This is a genomic window from Castellaniella sp. FW104-7C03, assembly GCF_040276085.1.
Classification (GTDB): domain Bacteria; phylum Pseudomonadota; class Gammaproteobacteria; order Burkholderiales; family Burkholderiaceae_B; genus Castellaniella.
In genome coordinates this window covers 98,274-111,063 of record NZ_JBELOK010000006.1, presented here as the reverse complement: position 1 = coordinate 111,063, position 12,790 = coordinate 98,274, and the positions used below count along the sequence as shown (strand labels likewise).

General features: G+C 56.2%; 8 protein-coding genes and 1 tRNA gene. 2 read left to right on the top strand and 7 right to left on the bottom strand.

The annotated features are described in order from the left end of the window. Nucleotides 1–2: 2 nt before the first annotated feature. The 5 genes from ABS758_RS08985 to ABS758_RS08965 all read right to left on the bottom strand — a co-directional run bounded on the left by ABS758_RS08985 (nt 3) and on the right by ABS758_RS08965 (nt 8,674). A complete protein-coding gene (locus ABS758_RS08985; protein WP_350382287.1) occupies nt 3–1,289 on the bottom strand; it encodes a PelD GGDEF domain-containing protein in 1,287 nt (428 codons plus the stop codon). 88 nt (nt 1,290–1,377) lie between these two features. Then, a complete protein-coding gene (locus ABS758_RS08980) occupies nt 1,378–1,914 on the bottom strand; it encodes a penicillin-binding protein activator LpoB (protein ID WP_350382153.1) in 537 nt (178 codons plus the stop codon). An 18-nt stretch (nt 1,915–1,932) separates the two neighbouring features. Then, complete coding sequence (locus ABS758_RS08975) at nt 1,933–5,712, bottom strand: tetratricopeptide repeat protein (protein WP_350382154.1); 3,780 nt, start codon at nt 5,710–5,712, stop codon at nt 1,933–1,935. Next, nucleotides 5,705–8,380 carry a hypothetical protein gene (locus ABS758_RS08970; protein WP_350382155.1) on the bottom strand — a complete coding sequence of 892 codons (2,676 nt, stop codon included), beginning with the start codon at nt 8,378–8,380 and terminating at the stop codon, nt 5,705–5,707. The genes ABS758_RS08975 and ABS758_RS08970 overlap by 8 nt, the downstream gene beginning before the upstream one ends. Nucleotides 8,381–8,599: 219 nt before the next feature. Continuing rightward, a tRNA-Arg gene (locus ABS758_RS08965) sits at nt 8,600–8,674 on the bottom strand. Nucleotides 8,675–8,861: 187 nt separating this feature from the next. Here ABS758_RS08965 and ABS758_RS08960 point away from each other — a divergent pair. Beyond that, nucleotides 8,862–9,416 carry a hypothetical protein gene (locus ABS758_RS08960; protein WP_492304510.1) on the top strand — a complete coding sequence of 185 codons (555 nt, stop codon included), beginning with the start codon at nt 8,862–8,864 and terminating at the stop codon, nt 9,414–9,416. Nucleotides 9,417–9,431: 15 nt separating this feature from the next. After that, nucleotides 9,432–10,661, top strand: a complete 1,230-nt coding sequence (locus tag ABS758_RS08955) for a spore maturation protein (RefSeq protein WP_350382156.1) — start codon at nt 9,432–9,434, stop codon at nt 10,659–10,661. A 7-nt stretch (nt 10,662–10,668) separates the two neighbouring features. Here ABS758_RS08955 and ABS758_RS08950 read toward each other — a convergent pair whose 3' ends face one another. Together ABS758_RS08950 and ABS758_RS08945 are read right to left on the bottom strand one after the other, a co-directional pair. Then, nucleotides 10,669–11,598: a 2-hydroxyacid dehydrogenase gene (locus ABS758_RS08950; protein ID WP_350382158.1), complete on the bottom strand. Its 930-nt coding sequence runs from the start codon at nt 11,596–11,598 to the stop codon at nt 10,669–10,671. 112 nt (nt 11,599–11,710) lie between these two features. Continuing rightward, nucleotides 11,711–12,613: an ATP adenylyltransferase family protein gene (locus ABS758_RS08945; RefSeq protein WP_350382159.1), complete on the bottom strand. Its 903-nt coding sequence runs from the start codon at nt 12,611–12,613 to the stop codon at nt 11,711–11,713. Nucleotides 12,614–12,790: the final 177 nt, after the last annotated feature.

Here is a 12,790-nt window from a genome sequence, read left to right as displayed (position 1 = left end):
ACTCATGAGATTTCCCAATGCGAAGCAAACTGTTCAAGAGTTGTCGCAACATCTGCGTCATCAATCGCCTGGCTATATACAGCCACTCTTGCCGATTCGAAATCCAGGCCGAACTGCGCACGCAAGGTATCTTCTATACGCAAAACGTAACCATCCAGGCCGAGATCATCAGCCAATACCAGTAATGTCACCATGACTCGGGCACGCGGAGTTTCCAGCACCCAAACCATATCCAGCGCACGACGTTGACGAGCCATCTGCATAAACACAGACGACTGATCAGGCCCTTCGCGATTAAATGCTAAGGCGACCAGATGGGACACCGGCCCATGTCGCGAAGCAAGATGCCCCAGGCGACATATTTCCAGTGCAAAATCGTCCGGGCACCCTGGAACACGCTGCTGAACAAAGCGAATCAGCTTCTGGTCTTGCAAGCTATCAGCGTAATAAACAGCCATTGCCTGAATCAACTGCAGGGTATCGAAATTCAGAGACATGAAGAACATGCGCCGAATCACTAGAACGCCCAACAAATCACCCAACGCGGTCTCCAATGGGACGCAAACCAGATAGTCAGACTGATACTCTTTCTGGTCGCGCAAGTGCACCAGCTTTCGGAGTGCAATGCATTCTTTTAAAAGAGCATCATCACGTTTCAGGATGAAGTCTGGGCCAACCGATGCGCAGATCTTCTGAGAAATATTTGTGCCCTGCACCTGAAATATTGCCGCCTCATTAACCTGCGCGACAGAAGCAAGGTAGTCGAGGAACGCCTGAACATGTGGTAACCCTGTGCCGGTTGGAACTGGGGTGACCTCGTTTCGCAAGCGTGCCAGTACATCGCGCATCGTGACGGGGCGGGAAAGCAAGTCTTTCTCAAGCCGATCATGTGAGATACGCAAAAGATAATGCGTGTTTGTCAATGATGCCAGGCGCCGATTAAGGTAGATGTTTACGCTATTTTCACTTTGAATCCGGCTCACCCAGCGGTCAGAAAAATGGCCTGCCAAAATAAGCACAACAAAGGTACCAGCAAAATACTCCTTCGGAAATTGCTCGGGCACCCCAACCAGAAACCACCACGCCAGCAACAATAACCCGCCCGCAAACGCGCCCGGCAGTGCCCCGTATCTCAAGGCAAAAACAAGGGCATAGGCGCCTAGCCAAGGGAAGCCAAACTGAAGCAGCAGAGGATCTTGCGGGCGCACCGCCGCGCAAAAGGCAAACATGCCCAGCATGCCGATAAGGACCTCGAGCACTGGCTGCCAACCTTTCCGAGTTGCAGGCATCACCAGACTGCTCCGTCCTCTGGACGGTCGGCGTTTTTGCACCATATCGCTCGCTTGAGCAACAGAGCCAGTCCGTATCACCATGGTATCAATGACCTTGAGTCCGAAGTGGGCTCAGCAACTCACGGATCAATGATTGGGCGACGCCTGCAGCACTGGAGCGACTCCAACCGACACGGCTCCCAGTCGCGCTCCAGACCGTGGCACCCGATTGCAGATCAACCAAATGAAACGCTAGGCCAACCGCCGGCTCGCCGTCGACCCCCACTTTGTAGCGCCACTCTTGCACAGAGCCCGCCAGCGCATACCGCGCAGGAGTTTCTCGTGCCGCGTCCAGGGCCTCTTGAAATGAACTCAAAGTGACATCGCCAAACAAAGCATCGCTGGCTGCGGTATCGGAGCTGCGCAACACGCTGGCATGCCCCTGCGTCTGGAGAATACCAAACGCAATACTGCCAGCACGGCGGCCAGCCTCGGGAGTTTCGGTGTAATTGACAACTGGCAACAGAGCAATTACATCCTGCGATTGAATGTCGGGTGCCTGTGAGACGTCAACTGTAGAGCAGGCGCTCAGCCCAAGAACCGTGAGGCCGACGACCAGCCACCGATGCAATATTTTTATCATGGTCATATTCCCTCTGCGTTAATAAAAAACCCGGTAATAAAGCCCTACCTGGGTGGACGCCTGACCATCGCCCTGACGGGCCGGCTCATGCGTTACAAAAAGACCTAGCCGATCACGACCAAGCACTGGACTACTCATGCCTCCAGCCACCCCCAAGCCCCAGCCCTGCCGCTTGTCGTGCAGCCAGGAGAGGTCAAAAAACGGCTGCCAACCTGACCGATACTGCTCGCGCAACCCACCACCCCCAACTTGCAACGACAAACCATACTGCCGCGTGCTGGATGGCATGATGTCTGCAGCCGTAGGCACCGTTTGATCCGCCATAAAAGCCGATAGCACCGGTAAAAGGGTGTCTTCAGAGGAGTAATGCCAATCACTGTATTGAAGTTGAAAGCTGATGGGTGGCCCACCCAACCTCACATGGTAGCCAACGGATGTGTCATATCCCAAGCTCGCACCGAGACGCTCACCATCTTGCAAGTTGTAGCGTGCATACGAAACTTTCGTTTGCACAAAGAAGTTTCGCTGGCTGTCCCAGGACAGTGCTGCCGAGCCAGCCGTTTGACGCCCCGCCACTGCCAGCAAGCTGGTCAGCTCTGTGCGCTGGTTCAGCCCGGCATCAAGCGCCAGGCGCCACTCAGGAGACAAGACCCACTCGGTGGACGCCCTCAGGGTGGCAAAGGACTGATATGCCTGGCGCCACCCAACTTCCACCTCGGCATGATGAGAGGCATCATCTCTCGATAAGGCCAAGCGACTGGCCCGATCGTGTTCTGGCACCCACCCAAGCCTTTGATTATTACGAATTGAATACCAACGGTCTGTCCTGCGAACCTTCAGAGCCAAATGCGGCGATAACGCCAAACCCGCATCAAGATCTAACGTTCGCCAACTCAAATCATCAACCTGGGCACTATCAGCCAAGACACCTGCGGAGGGTCGGTACTTAAGACCGACATCACGCCAGGTTTCAGCCCAAATGGCACTCTCCGATGCTTGGCTATATGCCTCAAACGCGACGGTCTGAGCACTCGCAATCCTGTCTAATGAGTCCAGCGCCTGCACTTTCGCATCCGGTGACAGCGTAGCTGAATCCCTACCCAAAATAGTGGCGATCTGTACTTCGTCATGGTCTTGAAGCGCTAGTGCGAGCTGGACGCTATCTGGCTTCTGAAGCTCTGTCAGGTATCGTTTTCCAAGCCACGCACGAGCCAGCGCGTAGTGTTCGCCCGCCAAAGCCCAGCCTAAAACCAACGGTACGGTATTGGGATCACTCCACCCTGCCGACGCATCTGCGCCAATTGCTTTTGAACCGACTTGATTTAACGATGGCACACCTGGGATATTGCCAAGCACAGACCCGGCAATCGCATTGTCAAGTTCGGCATAAGGATCACGGTGGACCATGCGCTTCAACAACAACAGGGAAGCATCTCCGCCAAGATACATTTGTCCCAACACTACCCGCGCAGAACTTCGATCGAGCGAGTCTTCATCAAAGGGATGGGCCCGTACCAGCAAATACCAAGCGTGGCGCCGGATACGCCGGGCAAAACCCTGCTGTCCCAGGGCCTCTCTGGCGTCCGCATAAACCATCAGCCACAAAGGATCTTGGCGGGCGGGGATACCTGCAAGATCAAGATAGCGCAACGCCCTGCGAGGCTCGCCCAGCTGTAAGACAGCCGCCGCCAACACCCGTGCATACGCGGGATCCTGAGGATGAGCTTGCGCAAGCTGCCGACTGATACGACGCACCGAAGCCCGATCTCCAAAAGACAGCAATGCCCACAGGTACGCCTCACCCACTTGCCCTGCTCCCTCAGGCAACTGATAGGCACGCGCCAAGTCTTTCAGTCCGAGATCAATCTTGCCGGTCACCAGCCAATAATTACCCCTGGCCTCGAGCGCCTTGGGAGACTGCTCAAGCGCCTCTTGATCTCGGCTGGAAAGCTGCTGCAACAGCAACTGGATACGCGGCCATGCACGTGCCGTTGCATAGGCTTCCATCGCTTGTTGCAAATACGCAATATCGTGGGTTTGGCGGTAGGCCACTTCAGCGATCCGCCCGACGTCAATCGGCGAGCCATAATAAAAATAAAGCATGCTGTCGAACGTTTGTGCATCAGGGGCGTGTTTGAGCAACTTTGCCCACACCTGACCATCCACAAGGTTACCCTGCCCCAGCAGCCGAGCCAGATCAATGTAGCTCTTCCAGAAACCCTGCGTTGCACCCTTTTGCAAGGCCACCGGTTGGGCTTCCTGTAATACAGCCAAGGCCTCTTTGGCTTGCCGGTGCATATACAGTTGAGTGGCAATGTGTAATGCATAGGCCGGATTGGGACCATAGTGCGTATTCAGCTGCTTCCAGCTGGCCAAAGACAACGCATCATGACCCGCCCGCCCGGACAACTCTGCGAGGAGCTCGAGCAAATGTCGATTGCCCTTACCCTTTAATTGTTGCTCCAGATAGGCCATTGCCGCTTCTGGGTTACCCAGGCGCTCGTAGGTCTGGATGATCTCCTGCACATGGGGGAGGTCCCCTCTGCCAGCATGCAGCAGTGCCTGCAGATAGATCTGGTCTTCATCCAACTGGGGTGCCAGCACCAACAAGCGGTTCCAGGCACGCGGATCGTTGAACTCACGCGCCAAGGCCAACCAGCTTTCAAGCGACATCTGCGTATGCCCTGTCCAGTCGGATAACTCGGCCAGCCGCTGCAGCCACACGGAACGATCGGCTTCTGGCTTGGCCAATGCGCGTTGCACAATTTCTATCGCATCCTGCAAGCTGCCGCTGGCCATAAAGGCATGATAAAGAAGCTCGAAATCCGAACCTGGAGCCTGCGATGGTAGTGCACTATCCTGCTTGGTTGCCACACGCACAGTATGCGCCGGTGGCTGCCAGCCACCGTGTACTGCACCCAGAAGGCCATCCGCGAAACGAGGAACGAAGGCCAACTGTTTGGCCATCTTGCGCCCGTACAAAATAACCAGATCATATCGGTTGGCCGACTCTGCAAGGCGTATCAAATAGCGTAGTGTCGGCAGATCAGAATCAAGGTCTCCAACATGCTGCTGGGCCTGTTCACAGGCCAGCGCTACCAAATTGCCTGATTGCAAAGACTGCACTGCGGCCAAAAAATACTGACGGCGATCAACTACCGATTGCACTAGCGCCTGGGCCTGAAAATACGCATCTGCCGCCTCTGTGTACTGACCATCCGCAAGGGCCATCGCTCCCAGAGCCGAGTACCAATGCACGGCACCCGCAGCATCCTGGCGGGTCAATTGCTGATAAAACTGCCGACTCGCGTCACGCGCTCCCGCATCCCGAGCCACGCCAGCCAACAGCTTCAAGGTCTCAATGTCCAGATTCTCGTCCGTAAGGCGCCCGAGAAACTGCGAGAGTTGTGCAATGCGTGCTTGCCGCTGCGGCGAATCAGCAGGTGCCTCAAACGCTTTGCCTTCCAGCGCTTGTGCTTGCAACCGCACACTGGCAAACCGAATCACCGGATCCGCATTTGATTCGATCTGGGAGGCCACCTGAACGGCATCATCCCAACGGCCAAGTTTTAGATATTGACTGCTCAATAAAGCCTGAAAACGGGGCGAATCAGGCTCTGCCCTTAACCACGCCTCAAGATAGGAAACTGAAAGTGGTGACAGCGGCTCTGCCGCAATTTTTGCAATCAGCTGTGACGTACCTGGCTTTACGATATATAAAAACACTGCCAGAAAAATAGCCAGCGCCCCCAACAACCAGGGAGACACGATGCGTGTTGTAGCTGGGGTACTAGTCACATATCACCCTGATATCGTGCAGGCGAACTGGTTTGGACACGTTTCCCGACACATTAAACCTGGGGCCAACTGGCCGGATCTGGCCATCAATAGAAACACGACACCCCGCTACATCCCTGAAAATGAGATAAGGCTTGTAATATCCACCAAACTGAAATTTCATATTACGGCCGTGCCGCTGGAACGCACGCACCTGACCGGCAGCACGGTCAATGCTCGGCACTTTCTGGTCGGGCTGATCCTGCATAAGAAACTCGGCCAGACTTGACCCCATATGGATATACACACCGCGGGAATCACGTGTGTATCCGCTCACACCACGAGAACCCAACAGGCGCGGAGTTTTGGAAGAAGGCCAATAGATCTCACGCAGGTAATTGCCCGATTGAATTTTCCATTCATCGCCTTTTCGACCTATGGCTACATGTCGCCAATCAAGCACTTTTTTGACATACTCTGTAGTGTAAATAGGTAATACTTTCCGGGATAATGCATCATCATAAGCAATATTCAATGCTTTCAAAGACGATGTCTTGGTAGCTGAATAAAAGTGATAATAAATATTGACCGGTTTAAAGCGAATTGGCGAATCAGTAAGGTCAAATGTTTCAACGATACGACGATAGCCATAAAACGGGCCAGTCCAATCGCCTGTGAAAACATTTTCATTCATCTCACCAACATATACCTGATATGCACCGTCACCCTCACCCTTCGCAACTCCAATCGGCGCAATCGCCGTCCAGGAGTTATTGGATGTGGTGATTGTTGTATCACCACCATTGATGTTCAAGACCTTTGCATCAGACGCCATCTGCACTGCATTTTCAGGTGGTTGAGCATCGCCGGACCACTGCAAAATCTCGACCTTTTTGCCTGTCGGTGCCAGATTATCATTGATATATTTAATGGATCCGACGATCTCTTTTTTTAGATCAAACTGATAGCCAGGGATATCCAGATATGGAGGGCTATCCAGCCTGGCAAGATCCGGTACTTCTATCTTGTTTCCCTTTATGAACTCCCATATGAAAGGATGGGAATACGTATGGCTACCGATTTCCACATTGGGCAACTCAAAGATCTCGCGCGCAAGATTCTCCAGTTTTGGAGACAATGCAGGATAAAGCCCATCACGCGCGATTTCACCCTGGATCACTGTGACCGTTTGCGGAATCTGATATTTCTTTAGTATCTGATCCCTGAGCACCTCTGCACTCAGCTGATTTCCCGGGAATTCAGTCCTGGACGGAAAACCATCGCCATCGATATGGACAAACAACAGCCGCAGGCCATTTTCTGTCGTCACCACGGGCATTGGGATACTTGGCAGTTGCAACGCTTGCCGAAAAAACTGCATGGGCTGAACAACCCAACGATCGCCCGGAAGCGAACTGAGCGCTATCACCGTAAACCTGTCTGAAACATACCCTCCCCATGAACTGACAAAAGCCTCATCATACTGTCGGCCTGCGGCTTCTACCTGCAACAATACCTGGCCGCCACCAGTAAGGCGAAGATTGCTGAGCGACCTGATATCAGGTGCAGGAAGCATCTCAAAACCCATCATGGGCGCCTGTTTGCTTATCCGCACCGGCAATTGAAAATTTTCTATCCTTTGTACGGTAGAAAGCCCAAGAACAGCGCCCGAGGCGGGATCCAGATCAAAACCCAATCGTCCCAAAATGGCCACCGGCATCCCTTGCGCCACACGTGTCAATAGCCAACGACGCCACGCCGCTGTGTTTGGGGGATTGGCTTCCAGGGCTACCACCACCCCGGCATAACGATCACGAGTGAGCCGGCTTGGCAGATGCTGCACGTCCACGTATTCAACGTCATAGCCCAGTTGGTTGAGTGGCATCGAATACACGCGCACCCCGCGGCTGCTATCCAAAGGCGCCCCTCCGAGGTCCAACTGCACCATCAAAACCTTGCGCGGAAAAACTTCGAGATCGCCAATACCCACCAAGGATTGGGAGCGATCGGAGACATAAGGAATAAAACCATCCGCATGGATGGCACGTGCCATACGACGCCGGCATGCCAGATCGTGTACAGGACAATACCCTAGTGCCACCACAGGCACGGAGCGTCCTTGCAATGCAATAGAGGTCTCGGCACGCGTCTGCGGATACAACAACACGCCATTTTGCGCATACACGCCATCCAATACCACCGCGCGAAGTTGACTGCCCACGTGACTTGCCAGATCCGGGTAATTGCGAACAATGACAGACACCCCAGGCGCATATTGTTGGAAGGCTGCGAACACCTGCAGCATCTGCGCCTGCAATTGCGCTGAGTGGTCGTTGAGGTCACTGCCATCATCCAGCAAAACGCCGTCGTAACCCGCCGACAACAAACTGGCCAGCCGATGAGCAAAAAAATAAGCCGGGCTCTCGATGATCTGGCCAAGCGCATCCGCGCGAAGACGCGCATACCACTGGCTGTGCCCTACTCGCCTGGGCGCGTCAGGCGGCACTGCTTTGGACGGATCCAGAACCACCACATCGAATGCTTTCAACAAATCGACAGGTACGTCTTTCTGATAGTAAAGCGCCACATCCGGTGAATCCACCACGCGCGGGCTATGAACGACACCTGGGGATACAGCCCATACAGTGCTACACAGGCCATACATCAAAAGTGCATACATAAAACGCATACACACAGACACAAAGGCTCGTGGGCGACGTCGGTTAAGCGATACAAGGCTTGGGGCCATAAAGTAATTTATCGCGATGGTTGGACACGATTTTGAACAAATTACGATTATGGCATGCACATACATGTGGAAATCGCATGAATAACCACATATTTCAGATGGAGCAGACCCATTTCCTTAGGAAACACGAAAGCATCGAACAGGGCTTTGAAGCGCTATTGGCGTCTCCTGCAGGAATCGAACCTGCAATCTTCCCTTAGGAGGGGAAAGTTATATCCATTTAACTAAGGAGACACTGAGCTGGTACAACAGCCAGCGCAGACGGTATGCGAACGCAACACCTGGCAGGTTTGCCGCGCAGAGACCCCGCAACAAACCAGGCCGCCAGTATAAAACATGCCGGGCTGCCGTGCGGCCCGGTCTCCGTGCCTAAACAACGGCAACGCCGATTACACTGGAGGCATCCATCCGGAGGACTGCCATGGCGCCTGCTTACTTGTTCACCTGCCACCCAAAAGCAAAAGCGTACCCACGCCCGTTGATGGCTGCCCTGCTGGGTGCCACCACATTACTGGCCGGCTGCACATCCGTTACTTCAGCGCCACCCGGCACCCCCCTGGATCAGGTAGCAGCTCAGTTTGGGGCCCCCACCTTGCAATGCACTGATCGAGACGGCCTGCACCGCGCGGTGTGGTCGCAACAACCCATGGGACAGTTTGCCTGGGCCAGCACCATCGATGGTCAGGGCCGTATCGACACAATACAGCCCGTGCTGACGGACGAGCATTTTCAGGTACTGAAAACCGGCACCTGGACGGCCGCCCAGGTGCGTTGCGAGTTTGGCCCGCCGGCCATCATCGACACCGCCGGTTTGCCTGGCTCGCAGCAAGTGGTCTGGAGCTACCGATACAAGCAGGATCACGTCTGGAACTCACTGATGTATGTATTTATGGGGCAAAACGGAGACCAGGTGACCAAATTTCACCCTGGGCCAGACCCCATGTACGACCACGACCGCATGTTTCCACGCTTCTAAGCCCGGCGCACAGCGATGCTTAACGTTTTGTGGCTCGGATTTTTTCTGGTGGCGGCAGCCTCGGGGCTGTTCCAGTGGCTGGTGCTGGGCAACGCCGATATTTTTTCGGATCTGATCACAAGCCTCTTTGACATGGCGGATCTGTCCGTCAAGATCATGCTGCTGTTGTTGGGCACCCTGACGCTCTGGATGGGGTTTTTAAAAATTGCCGAGGCGGCCGGCCTGGTGCGCGGCCTGGCGCGGTTGCTGGGCCCGCTGTTTTTGCGCCTGATGCCCGAAGTACCCGCCGGGCACCCAGCCCTTGGGCTGATCACGCTCAACTTTGCCGCCAACGCGCTGGGGCTGGACAATGCCGCCACCCCCATTGGCCTGCGTGCCATGCATGCCCTGCAAACACTTAACCCCAAGCCGGACACTGCCACCAACGCGCAGATTCTATTTCTGGTGCTGAACTCATCCTCCCTGACGCTCTTGCCGGTGTCCATATTCATGTACCGCGCCCAGCAGGGAGCACCCGACCCCACCCTGGTGTTTTTACCTATCCTCCTGGCAACCTCGGCATCCACTTTGGTGGGTCTGCTGTCAGTGGCCTTTATGCAGCGCTTGCGCCTGCAAGACCCGGTTGTACTCGCTTGGCTGGCTACGGGCGGCCTGCTCCTGGGTGGATTCATGGCTCTGCTGGCCAGCCTCAGCGCAGTGGCCGTCTCGGCGCTGTCCTCTTTGCTGGGCAATCTGGTGTTGTTTGGGGTGATCATCGCCTTTTTGCTGGCCGGCGCCTGGAAGCGCGTCGCCGTCTACGACTGCTTTATCGAAGGGGCCAAAGAGGGCTTTGAGGTGTGCAAGAACCTGCTGCCGTACCTGATCGCCATGCTGTGTGCGGTTGGCGTGCTGCGGGCCTCTGGCGCCTTGGACCTATTGCTGGATGTCATCCGCTGGAGCGTGCACACCCTGGGGTTGGACACACGCTTTGTAGATGCCCTGCCCACCGCCCTGGTGAAGCCCTTCTCAGGTAGTGCGGCACGCGCCCTGATGATCGAAACCATGCAGCACACAGGCCCAGACAGCTTTGCCTCTTTGCTGGCAGCCACCGTGCAAGGCAGCACTGAAACCACCTTTTATGTACTGGCCGTGTATTTTGGTGCCGTCAGCATCCAGCGTGCCCGCCACGCCGTGGGCTGCGCACTGCTGGCCGACTTCGCCGGTGTGCTGGCAGCCATCGCAGTGTGCTACTGGTTTTTTGCCTGAGGCACAGTCAGTACCCCCTGGCGCGATTAACGACACCGCTGATGGGTTCTCCACGGGTCATGGCGTGCACCTTGCCAGCAATCTGGTTCACTGTCATGGCCATCAGGCTGGCACCTGCCACGTGGGGGGTTACCTGGATACGCGGATGCGCCCAAAACGGGTGCTCCTTGGGCAAAGGTTCTTGTACAAACGCATCCAGCGCTGCACCTCGCAGGCGGCCATTTTCAAGAGCCTCCAGCAGATCAGCATCCACCAGATGCCCACCCCGGGCAATATTGATGAGATAGGCATCGGCCTGCAAGTGCTGAAACAACGTGCGCGACAAAATACCTTGGGTGGCCGCGGTCAGGGGCAAGACATTGACCAGAACCCGGGTGTTGGCCAGAAAATCAGATAACTGGTCTTGCCCAAACGCCTGCGCACCAGCCACTGGCTGCCCGCTGCGCGACCACACCGACACCGGGTAATCCAGCGCGGCACAGGCCTGGGCAACGCGGCGCCCCATCACGCCGCCCCCCATCACCCCCACCGGCCAGGCCGCGCGGTCGATATCCGCTTGAGGCTGCCAGCACGCCTGCGACTGCAAGCTGGCGTAACGGCCCAGATCCCGGGACTCGCGGATCAGGTAATGCAGGACATACTCGGCCATCTGCACAGCCATGCCACCATCTTCCATGCGCACCAATGTGATATCGGCGGGCAGATCCGGCAGCCGCAACAATGCATCAACTCCCGCACCCAGATTGAACACGTGCGTCAGTTGGGGCTCGCGGGCAAAGAGCTCTGCCGGAGGTGCCCACACCACCGCAACCTGCGCCTGCCCGGAGGGCGCTTCACCATCCCACAAACTGACCTTATGCTCAGGCAACGCCGCCTGCAGGGCTTGCACCCACTGCAGGGGCTCAGAATCATGACGGGAGGCGAAAACGATTTCCATGGGAGATCCGCGTGGTAGCGAGTGTTGGAAAAGTAGCCAGTCTAGCAAGTACTGCTTTACTTGGGCCAATGCCAGCCACCATCACCATCTGCCGATACTTTGGCAAAGGCGCCTAAACCGCCACACCAACACTGGCCAGCGCCTGCAGCGGGCCAGCCGCCCGGATGGCATCGATCTGGGCGGGATCGCGCACGTAGATCGTGCCGCCAAAAGACAAGGCATTAAGGGATACGCCCTGAAAATGCTCCTGGCTACGCGGCAGCACCAGCATCCAGCCATCGCCAACCAACATATTGCATGGCGGCAACAGACCATCGGCATCAGGGCGCAGGCCCAGCACCCCGCATGCCTGCGTAAACGCAGCCAGCATACTGCGAGCACTGACTGCGACATCGGCCCCTACGCCCGCATTGACCGGCGCGAAACAATGAGCCAAGGGCAAGGCTGGATGGCGGGCAACAGCCCCCTCCGGCAAGCCGGCCGGCAGGCCTGCCCCCAGGGCTTGCAGCGATGCATTCTGGTCCGAGGCGGGAATCCACTGAATGTGCTTGTGTCGCTGGCTGGCCCCGGCGGCCGCACCGCCGTTGTAAAACCCCAGACCGCCTTCGGCCGACAGGACGGCAGCCAGCGCCTGAAAATCAATCTCTTCCAGGGGCGAACTCTGCTCGGCAAACTGGCGCCGAGCCAGCACCAGGTGATGCAGGCAAACCGGAAACTTGTTCAGAATCGCCACATGATGATCGCCCACCGCCCCCACCAATAAGGCAGGGTCTGGATGAAGGAACGGATTGAAATCCGGGTCGCGCGGCCCACCCGGCAAGATTGTGGAAGCACCCGACTGAGCTGCCGGCTTGCTGGCCGCATCCTTGGCGGCCAGCGCGGCCACCCAACGCACAATAAAAGCCAGACCCTGCTCCTGCAGAATCACTTGTTCGGCTTGAATAGGCAATAAATCGCCCGAGGCGATGGCCGACTCAGTGCGGATGCGCACATCGCGCATGAGGCTGAATTCCATGGTGTTCTCCCGGTCTGGGGGTGGGATGATCACCCTGGCCCCATGCTGTCCGCTTCGGCCCCCCGCCGTCGGACTCCCGGACGATTGTAGGATATCCATGCAAAGTGCTTTTGGACACGGGCCCAGCCGCCTTTTATCAGAAAAGCAAAAAGCCCTGAGAAATCAGGGCTTTTTGGC

What these genes read in the sequence shown, in the direction of transcription:
- ABS758_RS08985 (WP_350382287.1), bottom strand. Translation starts at nt 1,289, where the DNA reads ATGCCTGCAACTCGGAAAGGTTGGCAGCCAGTGCTCGAGGTCCTTATC.
- ABS758_RS08980 (WP_350382153.1), bottom strand. Translation starts at nt 1,914, where the DNA reads ATGATAAAAATATTGCATCGGTGGCTGGTCGTCGGCCTCACGGTTCTT.
- ABS758_RS08970 (WP_350382155.1), bottom strand. Translation starts at nt 8,380, where the DNA reads ATGCGTTTTATGTATGCACTTTTGATGTATGGCCTGTGTAGCACTGTA.
- ABS758_RS08960 (WP_492304510.1), top strand. Translation starts at nt 8,862, where the DNA reads ATGGCGCCTGCTTACTTGTTCACCTGCCACCCAAAAGCAAAAGCGTAC.
- ABS758_RS08955 (WP_350382156.1), top strand. Translation starts at nt 9,432, where the DNA reads ATGCTTAACGTTTTGTGGCTCGGATTTTTTCTGGTGGCGGCAGCCTCG.
- ABS758_RS08950 (WP_350382158.1), bottom strand. Translation starts at nt 11,598, where the DNA reads ATGGAAATCGTTTTCGCCTCCCGTCATGATTCTGAGCCCCTGCAGTGG.
- ABS758_RS08945 (WP_350382159.1), bottom strand. Translation starts at nt 12,613, where the DNA reads ATGGAATTCAGCCTCATGCGCGATGTGCGCATCCGCACTGAGTCGGCC.